Here is a 24506-nt window from a genome sequence, read left to right on the forward strand (position 1 = left end):
AGTGTTCGTCTCTCCTCGACTCGCTCTGGTCACCGGTCTCGGTGTCTTGCCCCTCGTCGCGCTGACCGCGGCGGGGTTGCCGGTGTGGGCTGTGCTTACCGGTTGGCTCGTGCTGTGCTCCGTGCTGCTGGCAGTCGATGTGACGGCGGCAGCGAGTGCACGCACGATCACGGTGACCCGGCGCGTACCCGCGCGCGGCAGGATGGGCGAACCCGTCGAGACGAGCATTGCCCTGCACAACCATGGCTCCCGAACGCTGCATGCCGTGGTCCGCGATGGCTGGCAGCCGACGGCCGGCGCGAGCGCCGAGCGCCTGCGCGTGCTGGTTCCGGCCGGGGAGCGTCGCCGCGTAAGCGTGCCGCTGCTACCCCGCCGCCGTGGCGAGTTGGCGAGCGAGTTCGTCTTCGTCCGATCGCGTGGTCCGCTGGGGCTCGGTGGCAAGCAGGCCCGCCACGAGGTTCGTGGTGCGCTGCGAGTTCTCCCGGCGTTCGTTTCCCGCAAGCATCTGCCTTCCCGACTTGCCCGACTTCGCGAACTCGATGGCAACACGAGCATCCAGGTGCGCGGTCAGGGAACCGAATTCGACTCGCTGCGCGACTACGTGCGCGGCGATGATGTCCGCTCAATCGACTGGCGTGCCACGGCGCGTGCTGGCACCACGATGCTGCGCACCTGGCGGCCCGAGCGCGACCGGCACGTGGTCATCCTCATCGACACCGGCCGTACGTCCGCGGCCCGCGTCGGCGACGGTACCCGGTTGGAAGCCGCCCTGGAGTCGGCACTGCTGCTCGGAGCACTGGCGACCCGCGCCGGCGATCATGTGCATCTGCTGCTGTACGACCGCGCGGTGCGTGCACGCGTGACCGGAATCGACGGGACCGCACTGCTGCCGGCGATGACGGATGCGATGGCTACGGTGCATGCGCGGCTGGTCGACACGGACTGGTCTGGTGCGTTCGCCGCCATCCGCACGCTGACGACGCGCCCCTCGCTGGTCGTCGTTCTCACCGCTCAGGATGCCGCGGAGTCGGCACGCGGCTTCCTCGGCGCATTTCCCACGCCATCACGTGCGACGACAGTGCTGGTCGGCTCGGTGACCGATGAGTCTGTTGAGAAGCTGGCGCAGCAGCGCGGCTCGCGTGAGGAGATCTATCTCGCCGCTGCGGCTGAGCGGACCCTCCGCGACGCGGAGAACGTAACTGATGCCATTCGCCGCGCGGGTGGTGAGGCCATCGCCGCCGATCCCGAGGCGCTGCCACCGCGAATCGCCGACCGCTACCTGGAGCTCAAGGCCGCGGGACGCCTGTGACTGTCGGCCATCGATCGCAGTAGAAATGAACCATTCTTTATTGTGAATGATTCATCTTTATGGGAGAATGGGGTCATGAACACCATCGGCACGATCGAAGCTCCTGAGCGGTTGCGTGCCGCCGGGCTTCGCGTGACGATGCAGCGGGTCGCGGTGATCAACACCCTCACCGCACGCCCGCACGCGTCTGCGGAGACCGTGCACTCCTCGCTGCGTTCGATTCTCAGCGGAGTCGCACTCCCCACCGTGCACAGCATCCTGGGCGACCTCACCGGCGTCGGGATCGTCCGACGAGTCAGCCTGCCGGATGCGCCGAGCGCGCTGTACGAGGTGCAGCACGCCGACGACAACCACCATCATCTGCAGTGCGTGGAGTGCGGTCGCGTCGAAGACGTCGCCTGCGCCGTCGGCGAAGCCCCGTGCCTGCATCCATCCCACGACCACGGGATGCGCATCCTCGAAGCCTCTGTGACCTACCGAGCCATCTGCTCTGATTGCGAAAGGAAGAAGTGAATGACTGACAAGACTTTCACCACCACCCAGACCGGCACGCCTGTCGCCAGCGACGCGCACTCGCTGACGAACGGTGCTGACGGCACAACCGCGCTGCACGACCGATACCTGGTCGAGAAGCTCGCATCGTTCAACCGTGAGCGCGTGCCGGAGCGCAACCCGCACGCCAAGGGGGGCGGCGCATTCGGCGAGTTCGTCGTCACCGAGGACGTCTCGCAGTACACCCGCGCAGCCGTCTTCCAGAAGGGCGCGAAGAGCGAGACACTACTGCGCTTCTCGTCCGTGGCCGGCGAGCAGGGCTCCCCGGACACCTGGCGCGACGTCCGCGGTTTCTCGCTGCGCTTCTACACGACCGAGGGCAACCTCGACATCGTCGGAAACAACACCCCGGTGTTCTTCATCCGCGACGGCATCAAGTTCCCGGACTTCATCCACTCGCAGAAGCGGCTGGGCGGCTCGGGGTTGCGCAACGCCGACATGCAATGGGACTTCTGGACGCTCTCTCCCGAGTCCGCGCACCAGGTGACCTACCTCATGGGCGACCGCGGACTGTCGCGCTCCTGGCGCCACGTCAACGGCTATGGCTCGCACACCTATCAGTGGGTCAACGCTGAGGGCGAGCGCTTCTGGATCCAGTACCACTTCATGTCCAAGCAGGGCGTCGAGCCGATGTTCGCCGATGAGGCCGAGCGCCTCGCCGGAGAGGATGCGGATTACTACCGCCGCGACCTCTACGAGGCGATCGAGAAGGGCGACTTCCCGGCGTGGGACGTCTACGTCCAGGTCATGCCATACGAAGAGGGCAAGACCTACCGATTCAACCCCTTCGATATCACCAAGACCTGGTCGAAGAAGGACTACCCGCGCATCAAGGTCGGCACCTTCACGCTGAACCGCAACCCGCAGAACTTCTTCGCCGAGATCGAGCAGGCTGCCTTCTCGCCCGGCAACCAGGTTCCCGGCACCGGCATCTCCCCCGACAAGATGCTCATGGCGCGCGTGTTCTCCTACCCGGACGCCCAGCGCTACCGCATCGGCACCAACTACAACCAGCTACCGGTCAACCAGCCGCACGCTGCCCACGTCAGCAACTACATGCACGAGGGCAACATGCAGTACCACTTCAACACCGCCGAGCACCGCGTCTACACGCCGAACTCGTACGGTGTTGCGGGTGGACCGCAGGCAGACCCGCAGCGCGGTGTCGAGGCGAGCTGGGAAGAGGACGGCACACTCCTGCGCAGCGCTGCAACCCTGCGCTCCGAGGACGACGACTTCGGACAGGCCCGCACGCTGGTCAACGAGGTCTTCACCGCTGAGGAACGCCAGCGCTTCATCGAGACGCTCGCGGGTCAGTACGCCGGGCTGACCGTCCCCGCTATCCAGGAGCGCTTCTTCTGGTACTGGGGCCAGGTTGACCAGAAGGTCGCGGACGACATCCGTGCCGTGGTCGCGGCGAACGGCGGATCCGAGCCGGAGCCCGTCGGCGTCGGCGAGTAATAGCCGCAGATTCACTCGGTAGCCGAAGGGCCGGATGCGCATGCATCCGGCCCTTCGGCGCGCCTACAGTGCAAGATATGCGAGCGGGTGGATGATGTGCCCTGAAATGGGTCGTGTCCGACTCGAACTGACGAGAGGGAATCTCATGAGTGAATCGCTCGCCGAAGCAACACCCGCAGCGCCGTCAACCGGAGCACGGCTCACGGCTGAAGCACTCGGCACCTTCCTGCTGGTGTTCGGCGGTGTCGGCACGGCGTTGTTCGCATCCAACCACTTCACCGACCCCGGATCAGGCTCTGCGGTTTACGTCGCCGTTGCCCTCGCGTTCGGGCTCACGGTCGTCGTGGGCGTCTACGCCTTCGGCCCGATCTCCGGCGGCCACTTCAACCCGGCCGTCAGCCTCGGACTCGCAGCAGCCGGGCGCCTGCCCTGGCGAGACGTGCCCGCTTACATCATCGCGCAGGTCATCGGCGGCATCATCGCCAGCACCGCGCTGGTGCTGATCGGCATCTTCGGTCCTGAAGGCTGGCTCACGGGCGCGCAGGATGCTGGATTCGCCAGCAACGGCTGGGGCGAGCACTCCCCCGGTGGATTCGGTATGTGGTCAGCGATCGTGATCGAGGTCATCCTCACCGCGATCTTCCTCTTCGTGATCCTCGGCACGACGCACAAACTCCGTCCGACGCCTTTCGCCGGCCTCGCCATCGGCCTCACGCTGACGCTCATCCACCTCATCAGCATCCCGGTCGACAACACCTCGGTGAACCCAGCACGTTCCATCGCCGCAGCCATCTACGGCGGGGCCGGTCCCCTTGCTCAGCTGTGGGTATTCCTGGTCTTCCCTGTGGTCGGCGCTCTGATCGCCGGCTTCGCCTACAAGACGCTGCTGGACGGCACGAAGCACCTCTGAGAACGAAGCACCTCTGAGAACGAAGCACCTCTGAGAATCAAGCACCTCTTGATTACCCGGCGACGAGCTGCGGCGTTCCTGCCTCGTACTCGAGCAGGTCGCCGCGCTCGCCCCGCTGGTAAGCGCGGCGTCCGACGAGAAGCATGTAGGCGAGGAAGACCCCCAGCGCGGCAGCTCCGATACCGATCTTGATCGGCCACGGCAGCGACCAGCCGGTCACGAAGCCCTCGACGAGCCCGGACAGGAACAGCGCGAACACCAGCCCGATGGCCACTGTCGCCAGTGCCCGCCCCTCCTGCGCGAGAGCCGCTGCCCGCGTGCGGTGCCCCGGTGCAGCCCAGGCCCAGAAGATGTGGAGCCCTGCGGCAGCTGCGACGAAGATGCTCGTCATCTCGAGCATCCCGTGCGGAAGGATGTACAGCACCATCACATCCGCGCGATCGTGCGCAGCCATGATTCCCCCGGAGACACCGATGCTGAACGCATTCTGCGCGATCATGTAGATCGGCCAGATGCCGGTGACGCCGAACAGCACGCACTGCACGGCGATCCACGCGTTATTGGTCCACACCATCCCCGCGAACACCGCCGCGGGGTTATCGGTGTAGTAGCCGGTGAAGCTCTCTTCGGCGTACTGCTCGAGGAAGTCCGCCGGCCCGAGGCTGGCTACCAGAGCCGGGTCGCTTGAGATCCATGCAGCGACACCGACCGAGATGGCGATGAATGCCAGTGCGATGACCAGCGTGGTCCAGCGGAGGCGATACAGTGCGGCCGGAAGCTGATCGGTGAAGAACCGCCCGATCTGACTGAGGATGCTGTCGGATGCACCGGTCAGACGCAACCGCGCCTTGGCCAGAATCAACGAGAGGTAGGCACCCTGCGGGGACTCGCCGACCGAAGTCTTCAGCTCGGCAAGATCTGCCGATGCCGCCCGGTACCGGACGATGAGCTCATCCACTCCGCCACCGTCGAGCCGCTGACGGCTGAGTTCGTCCAGGCGTTCCCACTCGGCACGTCGTGCATCGGTCAGGGCATCAGCATCCACCTGATTTACTGTACTCATGTCTACGCCGATCGACACCACGGACGAAGTCCTCTCCGGCGAAGCCGTTGCCATCGATGTTCAACCGCTCGGGTTCTTCATGCGCGCACTCGGCGCGCTCATCGACATGGCCGTCAGCTGGGTGCTGTTCCTGCTGTTCCTGTGGTTGCGCGTATGGCTTCTCGCCACCGGTATCGTGACGCCGGCGATCGACGGCATCGTGAACATCGTCGCGATCGTGGTCTGCTTCGTCGTGGTGCCGATCGTGGTCGAGCTCGCACTTCGCGGGCGGAGCCTCGGGAAACTGGCCGTCGGCGGACGCATCGTTCGCATGGACGGCGGAGCCACCGGATTCCGCCACGCTTTCATCCGAGCGCTGATCGGCGTTCTGGAGACCTATATGACCTTCGGCGCGATCGCCCTGCTGGCCGGGGCGTTCACGGCCCGCTCGCAGCGCCTGGGAGACCTCGTGGCCGGCACCTACAGCCAGCGCGTGCGCACCCCGAAGCTCATCCCCCTCGTCCCGGTCATGCCCGAGTCGCTCATCGGCTGGGGGCAGATCGCCGACGTCGCACGGATGCCCGATCGCCTCGCCCGTCGCATCTCGCAGTTCTTGCAGCATGCCGAGCGCATGTCGCCCTCAGCGCGCGCGAAGATCGCTGCGGAACTCGTCACCGAGACGGCCGAGTACGTCTCCCCGCAGCCGGCTGCCCACCCGGAGCAGCTGCTCATAGCGATCACCGTGCTGCGCCGCGAACGCGAGCGGCGGGCACTGGCCATCGCCGACGCGCGCGCGGAGAAGCTCTCCGGGCGCCGCGTCGGCGTCTGACGCCACTACCGGTCAGAACCGGATCGCGTCGATCACCTTCACGCGCAGCGCAACCATCGCGGGGATGAACCCGGCAACCGCGCCGACGATGACCGATGCCACAAGCCCGGTGACCGCGGCGCGCATCGGGAACGGCGGAACATCCTGCATCCCCTGGAACATCGCCGGAACCACCCAGTCTGAGCGCAGCACCGCGACGACGATCGCGATGCCGATGATGCCCGCGACTGTCGTGGCAACCAGGCTTTCCAGGAGCACGGAGACGAAGACGCGACCCGACGTCGCCCCGAACGCGCGCCTGACGCCGATCTCTCGCACTCGCTGGCGCATGGCGACCAGCTGAATGTTGATGAGACTCAGCGCACCGAGGCCGAGAATGAGCACGGCGATCCCGCCGGTGATCATCTCGAAGGTCCGCATGGAATCTTCCATGCCGGGTTGGGAAGCCCAGTCGCTACGGTTCACCATGACTGACTGCCCTTCGGGGAGGCCAGCACGCAGATCCATCGCAAGCACGGGTCCGATTTCGGATGCTTGCTGCTCCGTGACCCACACCTCGTGACGGGGCATCACTTCCGGCGGGAGCTGATCGACACGGGCGGTGTACGCGTCGTAGAGCACGTCGATGCGCACCTCGTCATCCCAGATGCCCTGTCTCGGAGTGACCCCGACCACCTGATAGGTGCCGCCAGCATCACCGAGGATCGTGAGAGTCGGATGCTGGTTCATCGGCGTGCGACCGATCAGATCCCACAGCGGCTCGGTGATGACCACCGGGGGCGCAAGCGCCGCTTCATCCCCTGGCCGGAACGCGCGACCCTCCAGCAGTTGCTCACGGTGCATCTCGGCATAGAGCGGGTCCAGCAGCCTGCCGCTGACCTCCCGCACTCCGTCCGGCAACTGCGCACGGAACATTAAGCCGTCAGCAACGCGCGCCGTGTGTGTGAATTCGAATCGTTCGCTGACTCGAGAAAAGCGGTCGTCGAAGTCCGCGAAATCTACCGGAGCGCCGTTATCGCTCATCACGGAAACGGCGATCGTCGCCGCGCGGCCCCCGTAGCGATCGGACTGTTCGACCTGGAACTGCCGCTGATACTCCGAGAAGGCGACCACGGCTGTCAACGCGGCAACGGATACGGCGATGCCGATGAGGCTGAGCAGCACCCGCAGCTTGTGCACGCGGATCTCGGCCCAGGCGTCGGAGAACGCACCGATAAACCCGCTCATGCCGTTGCCTCCGAGGGGACGCCGGTAGCCAGCGTGGATGCTTCGAATGCCCGGCTGAGATCCACCGGGGCGAGCATGCCCGCCTCCAGCCGGTAGTGCCGTCGTGCGCGCGCAGCGACGTGCAGGTCATGGGTGATGGTCACCAGCGCGGCTCCGGTCTGTGTGGCGACCTCATCCAGAAGCTCCATCACAGATGCCCCGGTGTCGATATCCAGTGCGCCGGTGGGTTCATCCGCGAGGATCAGCATGGGGTTTCGCACCAGCGCCCTGGCGATTGCCACGCGCTGCTGCTCGCCGCCGGACAGACGATCGGCGATCTGATCGATTCGGTGCCCGAGCCCCACCCGCTCGAGCATGTCGGCGGCGAGCTCCCGGCGCTTCCAGAACAGCCGTCCGCTGGCATGACTCAACGGCATCATGACGTTATCGATCGCTGTTCGACCGGCGAGCAGGTTGAACTGCTGAAAGACGAATCCGACGTTCGCGCCGCGCAGGCGATCGAGTCTGCCGCTGCTCATCTTGCGGACCGGGGTGCCCTCGAACGACACCGAACCCTCGGTGGGGGCATCCAGCATCCCGAGAATGTTCAGCAATGTCGATTTGCCGGAGCCGGAGCGTCCGACGATCGAAACGTGGTCGCCGGCATCCACATCGAGACTGATCCCGCGGAGAATCTCCAGCCGCGAGTCATCGGCGAGCAGAACACTCTTGGAGATGCTGTCCAGTGAGACCAGGCTCACCAGCTCATCCCACTTTCGCACTGTTCGACACCGGGTTCGATCTCGTAGCAGTATTCCTCGACCGGGGCGACGAATCCGGGCACGAACTGGCGCACCATCTCGCCCTCTTCGAGCCCTTCGACGACCTCGACGGTCGTGCCATCGCTCACGCCGAGTGTCACGGTGCGCTCCTGCGGATCTTCGCCGTCACCGGCATCGACCCAAACCACACCGGAGCCGGATCCGCCCTGCACCGCGGTCACCGGGATGACGAGCGCATCCTCCACCTGCCCCAGGGCAAGATCCATCTGCGCGGGAAGACCGGCGAAAACGGTCTGCTCAGCGGGAATCGAGCACTGCACGCTCGCTCCGCCTTCTGCTGTCACCTGCACCTGCACACCCGTGCAGGCAAAAGGCGCAGGTCCGCCCGTGATCGAGACGGTCGCCTCAGCCGGAGCGTTCACCAGTCGATACAACTGCACCGGTTCGACGGCGGCTACCAGGTGGTAGCGAGCCGGCGACAGGGTCACGACGTCACCGCCAACGGATACCTGCTGCCCCTTGATGACAGCGATCTCCGACAGATCGCCCGCCTCGGGAGCGACGATGTCGATGTTGCGCACGGGGTCGTCCTGCTTCACGGTGAAAAGCACCTGTCCGGCAGCGACGGCGCCACCTCCGACGTGGACGGCGGTGACCGTGCCGTTCACCTCGCTGCGTACCGGATAGGCGTTGTCACGTGCGACGTTGCCGCTCAGCGACAGCTCGTTGATCACGGAGCCCCGCTCAACGGGCATGACCGGATCGGTGATCTCGGCCCCTGGCCCCATGGCCGCGGCCTGGGCGTCAGGGAAGAATGCGAGTTTGACCAGCCCTGCCGCGCACGCGCCCAGGATGATCACGAGCAGGATGGGGAGAATCCATCGACGCCAAACGACCACGGAAGCCTCTCTGGAGGCTCCACGGTGGTGCGTCCGGAATCATCATAGTCATAAATGCTTTCCAGGTATGCACTTCATTTGCGTGCATGTAACGCGGTTTCAGGCGCGCAACGCCTCATGGCGGATGACGAGCCAGCCGGCCGGGACCGAGAGCCGGTCGGCATGCTGCGCGCAGAGATCATGAGCGTGCGGATGGTCCGTGCCACCCAGGGGTCCGAGGGCCGCCATCTGATCACCGTAGTCAAACGTCAGCGTCGCGACCGCTTCGCGTGCGCAGGTGACCTTGGAGCAGATTCGTACGTCCATCTCTGTCAGAGTAGAGCGCCGGCGAGCACACGAGCGGATGCCGCGCGGAACGCCATAGACTTTCATCATGGCCCGTCGTTCAGATCCAGGTGCCGCAGCTCCTCGCCGCGGCGCGCGGCACGGCCGCCACGGACGCCTCGGACGCAGCGAGGTGCTGCGTCCGCCCCTGGCTCCGCTGAACGGCAGGATCGACCGCTTCGACAGCACCATCGGCGCGGCTGTGGACTTCTTGCGCGGCACCTGGCCGGAGCTGCAGGAGGTGCGCTTCGAGATCGGCGGACTCCCCCGCAACATCGATGATGACGGCATCCCGCGCTGGTACCTCGACCGCGATGAGCGCAGAATCGTGCTGTATCGCATCCCGATCGAACGACTGCTTCCCCCCGGTCACGATGATGACCTGCATCGCCGCATCGCGATCGAGAGCGCTGTTTTCCGGGCGGCCGCCGAATACGTCGGCAAGGAGCCGTGGGATTTCGGGCCCGATCAGGGATAGACCGTGATAGCCGCGCGCTCCGATGCTGCTGGCCATAGCGGCCAGCCGGCCAACTGATTCACATCGGCAAGTGCGACGGCTGCATGCAGCCCGCCGCCGTTCACGGCCAGAGCGTATGTGGTGCTCGCGGTGACATCAATCAGGGTCGAGCCGCCCGCCGCAACGGTGATCCCGGAGCCGGCCTGTCCGTTTGTGGGCGCAAGCGTCGCGGTGACCTCCTCGTCGCCTCGGTTCACCAGATGCAGTCGCGGCGCCGGCCCTGCAGGCACGGCGACAAAAACTTCTCCGGTGATCTCGGGAGCTTGTGTCATCCAGGCAAAATCCGAGCCGGCCGCTACGCCAGTGCTCTGCCAGACGGCTCCCACGAGCGAAGAGTCCGCCTCGACGCTCACGCTGTACACGCCCACATCCAAGCCGTCCAGATTGACCTCGGCGGGGATGGCAGCCTCCAGCGGCACCGTCTTCGTCTGCACGACCTTGGCCCCGGAGCGCACGGTGATCGTCGCCGTGGTGGGCTGATCCGCTGCGAGAAGTCGCAGCACCGTGACCGCTGAATCTGCGTTGTCTGCGACAACCTGCACGCCGGAGAATGTCAGATCGGTGCCGGGAACTCCCGCGGTGTCCTGCAGGTCGATGCCTGAGGGGTCGAGGGTGCGGATCAGCGAGGACTGCAGCACTGCTCGCAACGGAGCCCCGGTCGCCGTCACCCGCACGACGGGCTGCTGGAGCCCGGCGGCGATGGATGCCAGGGGCACAGCCAGCTGCGTTCCGGCAGGCACCAGCGTGGTGGTCGTCGTCTGTTCCGTTCCGAAGACCGTGAGGGCCGCCGTCGCGGTGACGTCGCCCGGGTTCGACAGGATGATCAGGTCGCTGGTACCTGTCTCGACAGTGCCGCCCAACAGCCACGACTCGGTCTGCGGCTCACGGCATGCGCTCGCCGCGAGGCCGGAAAGATCACCGGCTGCGAGCCAGACCGATTCGGCAGCCGCGACCAGCGAGGTTCCCCCCTGCTCGGCACTGCCGATGAAACGCTGAGGACCCGCGAACTCCCCGGTCAGATCTGGTACGGCGAGTTCGGATTCTTCACGCGGTCCGTTGCTGTCGACGGTGAGTGCTGGATCGCCCGCTGACGACATCTGCTGCGCATTGTTCGCATCTCGGCCGATCGCACGGAACGATCCGGAACACACCACGGTGGTGTCGCCAGCAGCAGGTCGCACCTGCATCTGTGCTGCCTGGTTGGTCACGCTCGGCCATTCGACGGCGACAGCGGCTGTGACTCCCGCTACGCACGCGACAGCGATAACGGCGCCTGCCACGAGCCTGGCGCTGGTAGCGGCGACACGGATTGGTGGCTTGTGAGTCATCGCTTCTCCTCGGCTGGCTCGAGATCGTCATCCGCCCGCTTCGGAAGAATCAGAGGTTCATCGGGTGAACGCCCCACGATCCGTGATTGCGCTCGCGCAGCTCGGCGCGAGGCTCGGGTCGGGATCGACAGCAGTACGGCGCCCAGGAATACGACCAGCTGCAGAATTGTCACGGCCTGCATGGTGCGAGCCTCGGATGCGGTGAGGCCCGGACGCTCAGCGGTGACACTGTCCAAGCGCCACAGCACGCCTTTGTCTGTTTCGCCGACCTTCACGAACCCGGCGCGCTGATCAAGAGCGGTGACAGCGGAGATTCGGAACGCACGTGCGGTGGCGGATTCTTCGCCGGCGACCTGATCGAGAAGGACGAAGTGGATGCCATGGGCTGCGAGCTCGCCGGGAGCATCGAAGGTGCGCTCCGAGAGCAGATCGACCGTGAGGATGCTGATGTCGGTGCCATGCGGTTCGGTGGCGGTGCTCAGCATGGTGGTCTGCGCGCCCAGCGTGTTGCTCGCACCCCAGATCACCTCTGACGCCAGCCCGCCGTCGTTCTGCGGCGTGATGACGAGTGTGGCGATCGCACGGTCGCCGCGCGCCTCGGCGGCGACGTAGGCCGGGAGGGTGCTCTCCGGTCCGTTGGTGAGAACTGAGCGTTCGGTGTGCAGCGCGGTCAGCGCCGGCACCGCGCAGACCGCCAGTGCGAGCCCCGCAATCGTCACCGTGACCACCCGCACACGGGGAAGCGTGATGGCGGTGTCAAGCGTGACGAGCGCACCGCCGACGAGCCCGGCCCAGGCCAGACTCAAGCCTGTTCCCGGCCAGATCGCTACCGCGGTGCCCTGTGCAAAGGAGACGGTCACACCCACGGCGAGGAATGAGGTCGCGAGACCGATGACGGTGACAGCGAGCAGAGTGATACCAGCACCCCAGCGCGGCGCGATCGCTGAGGCGAGTGCCAGCAGCGCGATCGGCACAAGCAGCAGCGGTGCCCACATCGCAATGGTGGGATCGAGGATGCTCATCCACCCGGCAAGATCCGCGGTCGGGAAACCTGTGGCCAGCAGCATCCGTCCGGCGCTGTCCGCGCTCGCTTGACCGCCTGCCCAGATGAGGCCGGGGTCGGCGAAGATCGCCCAGAGATTTCCGTACCGCACCTGCCAGACGACGATCGGCAGGAACAGCACCACGGTGGGAGCCAGCATCCACAGCAGGCGCACGGCTCCATGGAACCATCCATGCGCAAGCACGACGACCAGCGCGATCAGCCAGAGCAGCCCGGCCGCTGGTGCGAGCGCGGGTGCACAGGCGAGAGCTGCAGCGAGGATGATCGACACTGCGCCCGCCGCACCCCAGGAGCGGTGTGCGACGACGGCCGCATGGAACAGCCACGGCAGGATCAAGTGCAAGAGGACTGCGGCCGGGCGCCCGGTCATGAGAGCGGTGAGGAAGGTCGGCGCGAGCGCCCAGGCGACACCGCCGAAGATGCGCATTCCCGCGCGGTCAGTGATTCGTGTTGCGGCGAACCATCCGCCGAGTACAGCCAGCGGCAGTGCCAGCAGCCACAGCACCACGAGCGCGAAAGACGGTGCTCCGACCCACAGCGATCCGATGATCGCGATGACTCCGGCGAAAGGATCCGCAGGGCCGATGACGTCGACTCCGAGTCCGCGCGATCCCCACGCGGCATCGCGCCAGAGTGCTGTGACGGTGTCGCGCAGCGGAAGCAGTCCGCCGCCGCCGATGGCGGGCCAAGCAAGCAGAGTTGTGAACGAGGCCACGCTCACCACGAGAGCGCCCAGCACGGCCCAGGCGCCGCCACCGGAGAAGAAATTCAGTTCGCTGACCGCTCCCCCTTCGCTCCCGTGACCGTCGTCGAGATTCCGATGCAGCTGTGCGCGGGTGACACGCAGTGGGGCGATGCTCGACCAGGAGGCGGTTCGGAACGAGCGGATGCGCTGGCGAGACCGCGCCACGGCGCCGAAGCGGACCATCGCGGTGAGCGCTGCTGCCCATTCCGGCAGGACAGCCGCCGGACGCTTGCCGATGAGATGCACGACGGTTCGCCACAGCGCCAGGGGCAGCAATGAGAGCCAGTGCAGCGGCACGCTGATGGCGGGAGCGTAGGCGAGCCTGCGGTGCAGCTGTGCGAGGCGCGTGACGAACGCGCGTTGTGCTGCGTTCTGCGGGAGCGCTGCCGGGCCGTCAGGATGCACAGAGATCCGCGCGTTCGGGGCGAGGACGACGCGCCCACCACCCAGCCGCGCACGGATACCGAGATCCAGGCCTTCGTCGGCCCCGGCGAGAGCGGGATCAGGACGAAGCGGGTCGCGCACTTCGCTGCGGATCAGGATGCCGCGGATGTCCGAGCCGAGCGCGTCGTCGCGTCCGTCGTGCTGACCCTGGTCGAGTTCACCGGCGGCGAGTTCGACTGATCGGCCAAGCGACGTCATGGTGACGCCGAGGGAGACGATCTCGCGATCGTTGTCGACATCGACGAGCTTGGGAGCGGCGATGGCCGCCGATGGTGAGCGCTCGAGCGCTCCGCTGAGCTGCGCCAGCGCCTGCGGGTGCGGTGCCGTGTCGTGTGCGAGCAACCAGATAGCGGAGCCCTGCGCCACCCGGGGTCGAGCCAAATCGATGGCCTCAGCGAACGAGGTGCTGCTGCGTGCTTCGATGATGCCTTCGATGACACGAGCGATCGCTTCGCTGTCTCGGGCGGACGAGGCGTCTCCGCACACGACGAGCGTCACGGCGTCCGCCGCGCGAGTCTGGAGACTCAGGGCGTCAAGAGTACGCAGGAGCTGTGCGCGGGAGGAAGATCCGGGCCGCGCGACGATGATGGCATGAACTCGGGTTGGCATGGCTTGGCCAGCCTAAGCGCTGCATTCTCAGGCGACTGCCACCGCGGTCGGCGCGCCTGCGAAGCTATGACAGCTCAGCCGGCGCTGCGCTTGAGCTTGCGGCGTTCGCGCTCGCTGAGCCCACCCCAGATACCGAAGCGCTCGTCGTTGTTCAGCGCGTACTGCAGGCATTCGCCACTCACATCGCACGAGGAGCAGATGCGCTTCGCGTCGCGAGTCGAACCGCCCTTTTCCGGGAAGAACGCCTCTGGATCGGTCTGCGAGCAGAGCGCGTCGGTCTGCCAGGAGAGCGCTGTGTCATCGTCGGCGTCAACACGCCTGACCCCGGGAACCCCGAGATTGACCGGATCTACAAACCAGTTCTCGGGAACGTCGGAACGGTAACCCGTCATATCGTTCTCCTTGCCCTTACGGATGCCCCCCACCGGGCCGTGCACAACTAATTACACCCGTGTCATTCGCTCCGGTCAAGTCGCAGATAGTAAACCCTCAATCGACCATTGAAGGTTCACGGCGTGTCTACGGCGTGTCGCGGTGCACCGCAGAGTATCTGGGATCTCAGGCGAAGTGGACGCGCGGTTGCGGGTGGTCGATGAACACCCTGCCGCGCGGACTCGTCCACTCGATTCGCCCACCGGACAGCTGTCGCGCCGCCCACCGGTACTCGGGGTCGATATCCGGATGTTTCAAAGAATGATGCCGTCGGCACAGATGACTGAGATTCTCGCAGGCTGTCGCCCCGCCCCGGCTGTGCTCGTCGTTGTGGTCGAGGTCACATCGCAGCACCGAGGACGCACAGCCGGGAAAACGACAGCGTCCATCGCGCGCACGCAGATATCGGCGCATCTCGGCTGTTGGTCGGTACCGATCGGTCGCTGTGACCATTCCGGAGTACTCGTCGAGATAAAGACGATCCCATCCGGGTGCGAACCCGGCAAGCTCACGGGCGATTCGGGCGTCGACAGGTCCGCATCCGAGCAATTCGGCTGGAGCATCCGACGCTCCGGCGAGAACCGCCGCAGAAAGCGTCACCTGGACATGCCCGCGAATCGCCGCCGCGCCATCTGCGGATACTGTTTCTGCGGCGGCTGCCAGCAGGAGGTCCATCACGACATCCGCCCGCGCTTGATCCATCGTGCGCGGATCGTCATTCGGTGCGGACGCGCCGTAGTTGCCATCGACGTCCTGCACATCCTGCTCGGAGATCAACGCATCGTCTTCACCCGTTGCCGGCTCTGTCTCGCCAGCGCCGAGAACAGGGCGTACCTCGGACGAGTGCGGATCCCGTGCGAGCCGAGCGAGTCTGGAGGCCCGATCCAGCGCCGCATGAGCGAGCACCGAAGAGGTCAGGATGTGGACCTCAGCCGAACCGTCGTCGAAGTCGTCGATCCAGATTTTCCGGTCGTCGTGCGCCTTCTTCCGGCGGTCGGCAGCGCTCACCCCACCATGCTTGGCCGCCAGCATCCGCGCCACCGACCTGACCCGATTCAGGCTCTCCCCTGAGGCGTAATCGACCGCGGCGAGCTCATAGGCGAAACGATCTGCCTGATCGGAGATCTGCGCACCCGCATCAGTGATGATGCGCGCATGTGTCGGGCTGATCTGCGCATTCTGCAGGGCCTGGAAGGTGACAGGAAAACTCGTCACCAGCGTGTACGCGTTCCACATCGACGATTCCATCGTGCGCGAGGAGATACGACCGGCGGAGCTGAACTCCGCAATCACCGAGCGGACGGGAATGTCTTTGACGTCACTGGGCCCAGTCCGCTGCTCACGCTCGCCTAGCGCGTCAGAGAAGGCCTCGCTGAGCAGCTCGGCCTCCCGCGCAAATCTGGTCAAGAGTCGGAGCGACTCAGGGCATGGTGATTCCCGGCATGGCGATGAAGGCCTCGCCCGTGCCGGTGAGGGTGAGCGACTTCTCGTCGGCCGTGGCGAACACGGCCGCGCCGACGGGAATGGTCATCTCCTGATCGATACCGGAAACCGAGACATCTCCCCCGGTCGAGAGCACCATCGCCGGTCCGGCAACGTCTACGGCAACCGGTTCGCCGGACAGGGTCACACGCCGCAGGGCGAAGTCCGAGACATCGACCGGATAGGCAGTCACCGCATCGCCCGCCATCGGCGTCATCACCGGGACCTTCGCCGGCGACGTGTCGAGGACTGACAGCAGTTCGGGCACATCGATGTGTTTGGGCGTCAGGCCCCCGCGCAGCACGTTGTCGCTGGCCGCCATGATCTCCACGCCGAGTCCGGAGACGTACGCGTGTAAAAGTCCGGCGCGCAGGAAGATGCCCTCGCCTCGTCGGAGCACGATGAAGTTCATCAGAAGTGCGACAACGACCCCAGGGTCCCCCGGGTTGCGCTCCGCGATGGTGCGGGCGTTGGCTAGTTCGGCGTCGAATTCTTCGGAGGATGCTTCGGCCAGCGCGGCGATGATGTCGTCGACCTCAGACTGCGCCGTACCGGAAAGCAGCCAGCCGATGGCATCCCCGAGCACATCTCCGTCTGCGCTGAGCCTCTCCCGAAGAGCAACAGCTCCGACCGACGAGCCCAGCGAGTCCAGCAGACGCACGGTGTCCGCCACGGGGCGCAGCCCTCCGAGCGCCTCGAACCGGTCGCTGAGCGCGACGATGAGCTCGGGCTTGTGGTTGTCATCTCGGTAGTTTCGTGACGGGTCATCTGCCGCAAGGCCTGCTTCGCGCGCCCATCCCGCACGCGCCTGCGCGATGGTCGGGTGCGCCTGAATCGACAGCGGATCGGCCGCAGCGAGCAGCTTCAGCAGATACGGCAGCGTCCCACCGGTAACAGCATCCAGAGTCGTACCGTCAGAGACGTCAGCGGGGTCACCGGGGTGATCTCCGAACCATACCTCGGCCTCCGGCGCTCCGGTGGGCTCGCGGCCTTCCAGCGTCGCGAGAAGGGACGTCGATCCCCAGGCATAGTCACGGGGCTCGTTGGACAGGCTCAGCAGCATGGCTCCAGCGTAGCGATCCCGTCGTGGCACAGCGATCTGCGGGCCGGTCGCGGTAGCCTGAATCCGATGGCGCAGTACACGAAGCATCCCGTGACAGCCCCGCCCACCGCGCCGGAGCGCGAGTCGACGGGGCAGCTACTGCTGCGCGCCTACGCGATCCTCGCGTTCATCGTCGCTTTTGCGCACACCGCTCTGTACAACCTGGTCGGTATGAACGGCGCGGGCATCGTCATGATCGTGCTGACGCTGGCCGCCGTCGCTATCGGCGTGCCGATGATCACCCGGGCGAAGCCGCACGCCTTCGCCTGGCGCCGGCTTCCCTGGTCGGCTCTCGGCTACGTCGTGTTCGCACTGCTGTCGTTGGCCTGGTCGCAGTGGCGCGGGCCGACGATCATCACCTGGCTCCTGCTCGCCGCGATCACCGTGAACGCTCTGCTCATCGCCCATGCCTTCAGCTGGCATGAGATCGTGCGCACGCTGGCATCCGCCTTCAAGTGGATCCTCGGGCTTTCTGTCGTTCTCGAACTCTGGGTGTCACTGGTGCTGCAGCGCCCCCTGCTGCCCAACTTCCTCACACTTCCTGATGGCGACATCGACCCGCACTGGTACTGGGTGCGCGACAACTTCCTCGATGGCGGTCGCATCCAGGGCCTCGTCGGCAACTCGAACGTGCTGGCCATTATCTGCCTGTTCGCGATCGTCACCTTCGGCGTTCGGTTCGCGCTGCGTGAGCGCTGGAGCACGACACTCGCTCTCTGGATGCTGCTCGCGGCATACCTGCTGCTGCGCGCAGGATCGGCCACGACCTATGTGTGCGCGATCGCCGCGGCCGTCGTGGTCGCGATCGTTCTTCTCATCCGCCGCACGCGCACTCCCGGTGGCCGCACCCGCATCTACGTGATCTGCACGGCAAGTGCCGCCGTCGTGATCGCAGCGCTGATCGTATTCCGCAAGCCGCTCCTCGAGGCGCTGGGCCGCAGCGCCGACCTCACCGGCCGCACCGATCTCATCTGGACCACGGTGCTCGAACGGGCCGCCACCCACCCCGTTTTCGGCAACGGGTTCTCCAGCCCGTGGATACCGACTGACCCGTCATTCGACGGCTGGATCGTGGATCACAACATCACCGTCTTTCACGCGCACAACATGTGGCTCGACGTGTTGATGCAGCTCGGTGCTGTGGGCGTCCTGCTGATGGCGGCCGCCTATCTGGGGCTGCTCTGGCGCGCATGGTTCTTCGCCATCGACCGGCCGCGCTGGGATCTGCGCGCCGATCGCCCTTACTCGCCGCTCACGCTCCTGCCCCTGCTGTTCACCGTCATCCTGCTCGTTCAGGGGCTGGCGGAGTCGACGCCGATCATGCTCTGGGGTTGGCTGCTGCTGATGCTGTTCTCCTTCAAGGTCAAGTCGGTCCCTCTGGTTGGTGTGGGCCTGAGTGAACAAGCCCGTGTCACCGAACGCGGCCAGACCGCACGGCGCATTCCGTGACCACCTCCGAGGCTCGATTGAGCCGACTGCTCGGCTCCGTCGAGATGGCTCGCGCCTATACGATCGCCGCTCTGAGCGCGACGTTCGGATCGTTCCTGATCGAGCGGATGACCTCGATGACGACCCTCGCGACGATAACGCTGCTGCTGGGCGTTCTGGGCGCGGCGATCCTGTTCGTCCGGCGAGAAGAGCTCTCACTGCTTCGGCTGGCGCCGTCATCGCTGCTGGCATTTCTCGCCCTCGGCCTGATCAGCGTCTTTTGGACCACCGACCGTTCAGACACGCTGGTGGGCTGGCTGTGGCTGTTCGGTTACGCAGTCATGGCCATCACGATCGGTCATATCCGCGACACCCTGCAGACCATGCGAGCTCTCGGCGATACGCTGCGCGTGCTGCTCGTGTTGTCGCTCGGACTTGAAATCCTCTCCGGCATCCTCATCGATCTTCCGATCGCCTTCCTCGACATCGACGGAAACCTGGCGATGGGCGGTCCGATTCAGGGAATCTTCGGCACCCGCAACATGCTCGGTTTCGTGGCGGTGATCGCGTTGATCACCTTCTTCATCGAATGGCGCACGCAATCAGTCGCCGCCCCGATCGCCATTCCTTCGATCGCCCTGGGCGCTTTTTTGGCTCTGCTCTCAGCGTCGCCGACTGTGCTCGTGCTCGCCGTCGCCGTCGCCGTCGCGACCTCAGCGCTCACGATCGTGCGGCATACTCCGCCTGGCCGCCGCAATATCGTGCAGTGGATGCTGGGGGCACTGGTGGCTGCGGCACTGATCGTTGCCTTCGCATTCCGGCATCCGATCATCGCTTGGATGGGGGCAGGGTCTGATTTCTCGACCCGCGCCGACCTCTGGAATCAGATTCTCGACTTCGTTGCGATCAGACCGTTCCAGGGCTGGGGCTGGTTCGGCTCGTGGCAGCGCGGCGAGTACCCGTTCACGTACATCAACTATCTGCTGGATGATCGCCATCAGAGCGCGCTCAACGCGTTCTTCGACATCCTGCTGCAGTTGGGCGTGGCCGGTCTCCTCCTGTTTTTGATTCTCGGATGTGTGGCGCTGATCCGCTCGTGGCTGGTAGCGAGTGCGCGCCGATCAGTGCTTTACGCGTGGACCCCGCTGGTGCTGGTGACGCTCGCGGTGGACTCGATGTTCGAAAGCTTCACGATCGTTGGCGCCGGCTGGTTCATGCTCGTGCTGTGCGCGTTGCGCGCCGGGCAATCACGGTCCTGGCGCGAGAACATCGACGCGGCGAACACCGGCGTCATCCCGACGTTGCGACCGAGCGAATAGGCCTGCTGCTCAGCTCGCGTCGAGCGTCTTGAGTTTCTCGGCCCAGGCCAGAGCGTCGCGCACACCGTCGTCGACGGAGCGCTGCGCCTTCCAATCCAGGGCGGCGGCGGCGCGATCGACGATCGCGAAGGCGCCAGCTTGATCGCCGGGGCGGCGCTCGACCTCGACGACAGGAAGAGGGTGCTGGGTGACGCGTTCGAATGCGGCCACCAGTTCACGCACGGTCACGCCATCACCGGTGCCGATGTTGAGCACCTGATAGGGATCGGATACTGTCGCCACCTCATCGAAGCGTTGCACCGCTGCGACGTGCGCCAGAGCGAGATCCCAGACGTGGATGTAGTCGCGCAGGCCGGAGCCATCGCGGGTCGCCCAGTCGGTGCCGGTGATGGTGAACGGCTCCCCCGCGGCGCGAGCCTGCATGATCTTGCCGAGCGCGTGCGATGGGGTGGGATTCTGCAGACCGGTGCGCAGGCGCGGGTCCGCGCCGATCGGGTTGAAGTACCGCAACGCGATCGCGCGCAGGTCGCCGGCGAGCGCAGCATCCGAAAGCACACTCTCGACCATGGCCTTGGTCATGGCATAGGGACTGGACGGCGCCAACGGCGCATTCTCGTCGACGCCTTCGCCACCCTCACCGAAGTAGACGGCAGCCGATGAGCTGAACACGATGCGGCTGATGCCCGCCTCTCGCAGATTGCGCAGCAGGATGATGGTCTTGCCGACATTCGTGTCGTAGTACCCGAGCGGGTCGGCAACCGATTCGGGCACAACGATGCGCGCCGCGCAGTGCACGACGACGTCGATGTCGGGGTGATCGGCGCAGATGCGGGTGAGAAGCTCAGCATCCGCGATGTCGCCGACGTAAAGGTTACGGTCCTTGCCGAAGTCACGGCGACCGGTGGACAGGTCATCGAGAATGACCGTCTCCACGCCTGCTTCCAAGCACGCCGTAGCGATCGTCGAACCGATGTATCCGGCACCGCCGGTGATCAGAGCCTTCATCGCGCCTATCGTAGTCTGCCGACCGGGCCCGACGTCCAGGGCGCGCTCTCCAGGGATCCTCAAGCGCAGAAGGTAGGCTACTCGGTGCCCGCTGAATCCAGCTTGCGCCCATGAGGGCGGGGCGAAGCAATCTCGGAGATCTCTCACGTGACCCACGTCTTGCAGAACGTTGTATTCCCGCTCGATCGCGACCCGGATCTTCTGCCGCTGTACGCCGATCCTGAGACGTGGTCGGTCATCGGCGAGGAGCCAGTCCGCGTCTCCAACCGCGCTCACCTCGGCAACATTCTGGGCCGAAACAGCGCGCGAATCGTATCGGGGCGCCGGGTATCCCTCGGCACCTACTTCAACGCTTTCCCCGCTTCTTACTGGCAGCACTGGACGAGCATTCGCCAGGTGCGACTCACCGTGCGAACCGCGGGACCTGCTACCGTCCTCGTCTACCGATCGAACGGATCGGGTGTGCGCCAGCGCGTCGACACCCGTGAGGTTGTCGGCAACGCCAGCACGCACTTCGATCTTGATTTGAACCAGTACAGCGATGGCGGCTGGCTCTGGTTCGACGTCGTCGCCGACGAAAAGAGCGCCGTGCTCGAAGGCGCCGAGTGGACGACAGAGCAGGAGCCGGCCCGAGCTGGCAAGGCATCGTTGGGGATCACCACCTACAACAAGCCCGATTACTGCGTCGAAACGCTGGAGGCGCTTGCTGCTGCCCCCGATGCACTCGAGCTCGTCGATCGGATCTTCCTCATCGATCAAGGTACTCAGCTGGTCTCCGAGCAGAGCGGCTATGCCGAAGTCGCCGAGGCGCTCGGTGAGACGCTTGAGATCATCCGTCAGCCCAATCTCGGTGGATCCGGCGGCTTCGCCCGTGCCATGCATGAGACGCTGCAGCGCCCGGAGAGCGACTTCGTCCAGCTGCTCGATGACGATGTACGTCTGGAGCCCGAATCGCTGCGTCGATCGATCGTGTTCGGCCAATATGCGACTAATCCAGTACTCGTCGGCGGACACATGTTCGACCTGCTCGATCGCCCGAAGCTGCACGGCTGGGCCGAGGTCGTCGACGATGCACCATTCATGTGGCGCAACCTCTATCAGGAGAAGCTGCCGCACGATTTCGGTGTCGCGAACCTGCGCCAGTCGCCACTGCTTCATATGCGCATGGACGCCGACTACAACGGCTGGTGGATGTGCCTGATCCCCCTCGACGCGATCCGCAAAGTCGGGTTGTCGCTTCCGGCTTTCATCAAGTGGGATGACGCGGAGTTCTGCCTGCGTGCCGGAGCCGCAGGCTTCCCGACCGTCTCGATGCCGGGTGTCGCGCTCTGGCACGTGTCGTGGGTAAACAAAGACGACTCCATCGACTGGCAGGCATACTTCCATGCCCGCAACCGAATCGTCGCGGGCCTCCTGCACTCACAGTCTTCGCACGGCGGACGTCTCATCACGCACAGCCGTCGAGTCGACCTGAAGCATCTGATGATGATGCAGTACTACCCGGTGGCGTTGCGCGCGCAGGCTCTGCGCGACGTGCTTTCGGGCCCCGATCACATGCGTGCGAACCTGGCCACGGCGATGCCCGCGGCACGCGCTCTTGCGGCCGATTATGCCGAGACGACAGTTCATCGCGACCCTTCGACCGTGTTGCATTCGCGGCACGGCCGCCAGGTCTACAAGATGCAGGCGAAGAACAATTTCGACAACCCCACCGGTATGAAACTGCGGATCTTCACGCTGAGAACACTGGTGTCCCACTGGCTGCACAATCCGAATCCTGTCAATATCGTCCAACCTGAGGTCGAGTTCGGCAAGGAGGACGCGCACTGGTGGCGCTTGCCTGCCTTCGACAGCGCCCTCGTGAGCACTGCCGACGGCTCAGGAAAGAACATCTACACGCGCGACCGGAAGAAGTACCGCCGGATGCTGCGTGAAACAATCCGCCTGCACGCTGAGCTGAAGCGTCGCTGGCCCGAGCTGCAGAAGCAGTACCAGCGGGCGCTTCCTGAGCTCGTGTCCCCCCAGTCCTGGCAGCAGATCTTCGAGGAGAAGGCATGACCGCGGCGCCTGCTGCATTCGCCCCAGCGGCGGCGACGATCGTCATCGTGACGTACAACCGTTCGCATCTGCTCAAGGGACTGCTCGAGAGCATCACCGTGATGGATCCGAAGCCCGGCCACGTCGTGATCATCGACAATGACTCTGCGGATGACACGACCGAGGTAGTCGAATCGTTCCGCGACTCGATCGGCACCGAGATCGTCTATCGCAAGCTCGAGACGAACACCGGCGGGTCCGGTGGCTTCAGTGAGGGCATGCGCACCGCGTACGAGCTCGGCAGCGAGTGGATCTGGATGATGGATGACGATGTCGAAGTCATCCCGGACGGTCTGGCGAGGATGGGATCGTGGGCTCCGCGGTTCAAGAGCATCCAGGGCCGTCGGTACGACTACGACGGCAGCGAGTTCTACTGGCAGTACCGGATCGCTGAGCGGATGGGAATTCCGATCCCGTTCGCACCGGCCGGGTTCGATGCATCCGGTTTCAAGGAGATGAACAGCGGATGCTTCGAGGGCATGTTCATCCACCGCTCGATCGTCGAACAGATCGGGTTGCCGGATCCGCGCTTCTTCATCTATTGGGATGACCAGATGTACGGGTGGTTGGCCTCGCGTCTGACGACCGCTGTGATCGTCAACGAGTTCGTGCTGCGCCGCACCCGCGAGATCAAGCAGTGGGACATGGGCGTGCGACACATGAATGCTTCCAGCAACGCCTATCGGTACTACATCATGCGCAACCGCGCCTTCATCAAGCACTACTACCGTGTGCACGAGAACTACAACCCGGTGTTGTTCGGCCTCGGGACGACGGCGACGTTCTTCAAGGAGATCATTCGCCTGTTCTTCGTGGAGCGCACCGTGCGCGGGACGAGCAACCTGTTCCGCGGCATCCGCGATGGTGGCAAGATCGGTCGCGACCGCACTTGGCAGCCTATGCCCGCATTGGAGAAGTGATGAGCAACGAGCACCAGCCCGAGGCCGTGTGGGTGTTCCCCGAGGAGAAGAAGAGCAACAAGGGCGCTGTCTGGCTCATCGTCATCCTCTCGATCCTCGCGGTGACGATCGTCGGCCTGCTGCTGTTCTTCCTGTTGCCACCCGCAGGCGATACGGAGCCGACTCCCAGCCCGAGCGCTTCGGGCAGCACTTCAGCGACGCCCACGCCGACACGCACTCCGACGCCGACCGCAACGCCGACGCTCTCGCCGAGCGCGACGCCCACACCGGTGCCGTCGCCGTCCACTGTTCCAACGGATGCCCCGAATCCCACCGAGCCACCGGCGCCGAACCAGGATCATGACGCCTTCGCGGCAGCAGTCGCTCCCCGGCTGAACGACGCGTCCACTGGGCTCGGTGTCATCGCCGAAGGCGACCCGGATGCGGCTGGGATCGTCGGCAACCTGCAGCAGGATGCCGGTCGCCTCTCCGACACTGCGGCTCCGAGCGATATCGAGGGTGCCTGGGCGGATGCGGTGACGCAGTACAGCGCACGGCTCGCCGAGTTGCGTGCAGCATACGATAACGGCACTGATCCGCAGCAGGCTGTGGATGCCGCCTCAGCAGCCCTGCAGAACGTTCGTGCCGTAGCCGGCATCTAATGCTTGCGAGTGGGCGCCCGTGGCTCAGTTTCACGCCGAAATAGCGCCACAACTACCCAC

General features: G+C 65.3%; 22 protein-coding genes. 11 read left to right on the plus strand and 11 right to left on the minus strand.

The window, feature by feature from the left end:
• Position 1 precedes the first annotated feature (1 nt).
• From ACSU1L_RS04485 to aqpZ, 4 genes are all read left to right on the plus strand, one after another.
• A complete protein-coding gene (locus ACSU1L_RS04485; protein ID WP_439254847.1) occupies positions 2-1309 on the plus strand; it encodes a DUF58 domain-containing protein in 1308 nt (435 codons plus the stop codon).
• Positions 1310-1384: 75 nt separating this feature from the next.
• Positions 1385-1822 (plus strand): Fur family transcriptional regulator, encoded by a 438-nt coding sequence (locus ACSU1L_RS04490; RefSeq protein ID WP_438253542.1) that lies wholly within the window; start codon positions 1385-1387, stop codon positions 1820-1822.
• Positions 1823-3322 (plus strand): catalase, encoded by a 1500-nt coding sequence (locus ACSU1L_RS04495; RefSeq protein WP_438253541.1) that lies wholly within the window; start codon positions 1823-1825, stop codon positions 3320-3322. It abuts the gene before it with no gap.
• A 145-nt stretch (positions 3323-3467) separates the two neighbouring features.
• Positions 3468-4232 carry an aquaporin Z gene (gene aqpZ, locus ACSU1L_RS04500; RefSeq protein ID WP_438253540.1) on the plus strand — a complete coding sequence of 255 codons (765 nt, stop codon included), beginning with the start codon at positions 3468-3470 and terminating at the stop codon, positions 4230-4232.
• A gap of 52 nt (positions 4233-4284) precedes the next feature.
• On the opposite strand, the gene ACSU1L_RS04505 is transcribed toward aqpZ, so the two are convergent.
• Entirely contained in the window at positions 4285-5277 is a 993-nt protein-coding gene (locus tag ACSU1L_RS04505; protein ID WP_438253708.1) for a stage II sporulation protein M, read from the minus strand.
• Between the two features lie 16 nt (positions 5278-5293).
• Between ACSU1L_RS04505 and ACSU1L_RS04510 the strand changes: the two genes are divergently transcribed.
• Entirely contained in the window at positions 5294-6103 is an 810-nt protein-coding gene (locus ACSU1L_RS04510) for an RDD family protein (protein ID WP_438253539.1), read from the plus strand.
• A gap of 12 nt (positions 6104-6115) precedes the next feature.
• On the opposite strand, the gene ACSU1L_RS04515 is transcribed toward ACSU1L_RS04510, so the two are convergent.
• The 4 genes from ACSU1L_RS04515 to ACSU1L_RS04530 form a co-directional block, all read right to left on the minus strand.
• The gene (locus tag ACSU1L_RS04515) at positions 6116-7330 is read right to left on the minus strand and encodes an ABC transporter permease (RefSeq protein ID WP_439254848.1); all 1215 of its coding nucleotides are present in this window, start codon (positions 7328-7330) and stop codon (positions 6116-6118) included.
• The gene (locus ACSU1L_RS04520) at positions 7327-8070 is read right to left on the minus strand and encodes an ABC transporter ATP-binding protein (RefSeq protein ID WP_439254849.1); all 744 of its coding nucleotides are present in this window, start codon (positions 8068-8070) and stop codon (positions 7327-7329) included. Before ACSU1L_RS04520 ends, ACSU1L_RS04515 begins: the two co-directional genes overlap by 4 nt.
• On the minus strand, positions 8067-8990 hold the full coding sequence (locus tag ACSU1L_RS04525) for a hypothetical protein (protein ID WP_439254850.1): 924 nt from the start codon (positions 8988-8990) through the stop codon (positions 8067-8069). Before ACSU1L_RS04525 ends, ACSU1L_RS04520 begins: the two co-directional genes overlap by 4 nt.
• Positions 8991-9089: 99 nt before the next feature.
• On the minus strand, positions 9090-9296 hold the full coding sequence (locus ACSU1L_RS04530) for a DUF3499 family protein (RefSeq protein ID WP_438253535.1): 207 nt from the start codon (positions 9294-9296) through the stop codon (positions 9090-9092).
• A gap of 67 nt (positions 9297-9363) precedes the next feature.
• On the opposite strand from ACSU1L_RS04530, the gene ACSU1L_RS04535 reads away from it, so the two are divergent.
• Positions 9364-9792 carry a hypothetical protein gene (locus ACSU1L_RS04535; RefSeq protein WP_439254851.1) on the plus strand — a complete coding sequence of 143 codons (429 nt, stop codon included), beginning with the start codon at positions 9364-9366 and terminating at the stop codon, positions 9790-9792.
• Here the strand turns inward: ACSU1L_RS04535 and ACSU1L_RS04540 are convergent.
• The 5 genes from ACSU1L_RS04540 to manA all read right to left on the minus strand — a co-directional run bounded on the left by ACSU1L_RS04540 (position 9783) and on the right by manA (position 16997).
• Positions 9783-11159, minus strand: coding sequence for a DUF5719 family protein (locus tag ACSU1L_RS04540; protein WP_439254852.1), 1377 nt, complete (start codon positions 11157-11159; stop codon positions 9783-9785). The two genes, ACSU1L_RS04535 and ACSU1L_RS04540, sit on opposite strands and share 10 nt — an antisense overlap.
• Positions 11156-14020 (minus strand): glycosyltransferase, encoded by a 2865-nt coding sequence (locus ACSU1L_RS04545; protein WP_439254853.1) that lies wholly within the window; start codon positions 14018-14020, stop codon positions 11156-11158. Before ACSU1L_RS04545 ends, ACSU1L_RS04540 begins: the two co-directional genes overlap by 4 nt.
• Before the next feature lie 74 nt (positions 14021-14094).
• Complete coding sequence (locus ACSU1L_RS04550; protein ID WP_438253531.1) at positions 14095-14412, minus strand: WhiB family transcriptional regulator; 318 nt, start codon at positions 14410-14412, stop codon at positions 14095-14097.
• Between the two features lie 166 nt (positions 14413-14578).
• Complete coding sequence (locus ACSU1L_RS04555) at positions 14579-15859, minus strand: HNH endonuclease signature motif containing protein (protein ID WP_439254854.1); 1281 nt, start codon at positions 15857-15859, stop codon at positions 14579-14581.
• Positions 15860-15872: 13 nt separating this feature from the next.
• The gene (gene manA / locus ACSU1L_RS04560; RefSeq protein WP_439255043.1) at positions 15873-16997 is read right to left on the minus strand and encodes a mannose-6-phosphate isomerase, class I; all 1125 of its coding nucleotides are present in this window, start codon (positions 16995-16997) and stop codon (positions 15873-15875) included.
• Positions 16998-17063: 66 nt separating this feature from the next.
• On the opposite strand from manA, the gene ACSU1L_RS04565 reads away from it, so the two are divergent.
• Positions 17064-18485, plus strand: coding sequence for an O-antigen ligase family protein (locus ACSU1L_RS04565; RefSeq protein ID WP_439254855.1), 1422 nt, complete (start codon positions 17064-17066; stop codon positions 18483-18485).
• Entirely contained in the window at positions 18482-19783 is a 1302-nt protein-coding gene (locus ACSU1L_RS04570; protein WP_439254856.1) for an O-antigen ligase family protein, read from the plus strand. The genes ACSU1L_RS04565 and ACSU1L_RS04570 overlap by 4 nt, the downstream gene beginning before the upstream one ends.
• Before the next feature lie 9 nt (positions 19784-19792).
• Here ACSU1L_RS04570 and galE read toward each other — a convergent pair whose 3' ends face one another.
• Positions 19793-20788, minus strand: a complete 996-nt coding sequence (gene galE, locus ACSU1L_RS04575) for a UDP-glucose 4-epimerase GalE (protein ID WP_439254857.1) — start codon at positions 20786-20788, stop codon at positions 19793-19795.
• Positions 20789-20935: 147 nt separating this feature from the next.
• Here galE and ACSU1L_RS04580 point away from each other — a divergent pair, with 147 nt between their 5' ends.
• The 3 genes from ACSU1L_RS04580 to ACSU1L_RS04590 are packed head-to-tail and all read left to right on the plus strand — an operon-like array spanning position 20936 to position 24446.
• Positions 20936-22846 (plus strand): glycosyltransferase, encoded by a 1911-nt coding sequence (locus ACSU1L_RS04580; RefSeq protein WP_439254858.1) that lies wholly within the window; start codon positions 20936-20938, stop codon positions 22844-22846.
• Positions 22843-23805, plus strand: a complete 963-nt coding sequence (locus ACSU1L_RS04585) for a glycosyltransferase (RefSeq protein ID WP_439254859.1) — start codon at positions 22843-22845, stop codon at positions 23803-23805. The genes ACSU1L_RS04580 and ACSU1L_RS04585 overlap by 4 nt, the downstream gene beginning before the upstream one ends.
• A complete protein-coding gene (locus ACSU1L_RS04590; protein ID WP_439254860.1) occupies positions 23805-24446 on the plus strand; it encodes a hypothetical protein in 642 nt (213 codons plus the stop codon). The genes ACSU1L_RS04585 and ACSU1L_RS04590 overlap by 1 nt, the downstream gene beginning before the upstream one ends.
• The last annotated feature ends 60 nt before the right edge of the window (positions 24447-24506 follow it).

Origin of the sequence: Microbacterium sp. A94 (assembly GCF_051842855.1) — a bacterium.
Lineage (GTDB): Bacteria > Actinomycetota > Actinomycetes > Actinomycetales > Microbacteriaceae > Microbacterium.